Here is a 604-nt window from a genome sequence, read left to right on the forward strand (position 1 = left end):
CTTATGCTCCCACGCTTTGCTCGTCCGCTACCATTGACAGCAAACAGTTAGTTTTTCTGAATCTCAAAAAGATTTTAGCTGCTATGTTCGTTTTTAAGGGTCTTATTTTTCGTTTCTAGCGATTTTAAGACCATTCATATACATTTATACCAAAGCGAAGCAAAAAGCCCTCAGCAGGCTATTAGAGGGCTAAATAACGAAGCCAGGACGATTAAAAAAATTGGCTTAAAACAGTGGAATCTGCAACACGTTTTAAATATTTAAAACATAACAATCTTAGTTAGGTGCAAACATAAATTGAATTAAAAATACAGTCAATTCAAAAACGGCAAAAACTGATTTCATGGTTATCAGCAGACCGAGTGAAACGAGGTCAATGAGCACTTACACTCCACTAAAAATTAGTGGAGGTTTTATGCTTAAAATCTGTCTCAGAAGTTGCCTTCGGCAACAACTAAAAATCCAAAGAAAACTAACCAAAATCAATTTGATCTAACATACTTTCGGTACTTGCTTGGTCTAATCCTAAATAAGCTAAAGTCATCGCCTCACTGGAATGATTTAATAAGTGCATGACTAAGCCAATATTGTAATTGGATTGCGT

The 604-nt window shown here is 35.4% G+C and carries 1 pseudogene; it reads right to left on the reverse strand.

Features of this window, described 5'->3' with window-relative positions:
• Positions 1–472: 472 nt before the first annotated feature.
• Positions 473–604: pseudogene (locus FC88_RS06980) on the reverse strand (site-specific integrase); the annotation flags it as partial.

The organism is Companilactobacillus futsaii JCM 17355, assembly GCF_001435505.1.
Lineage (GTDB): Bacteria > Bacillota > Bacilli > Lactobacillales > Lactobacillaceae > Companilactobacillus > Companilactobacillus futsaii.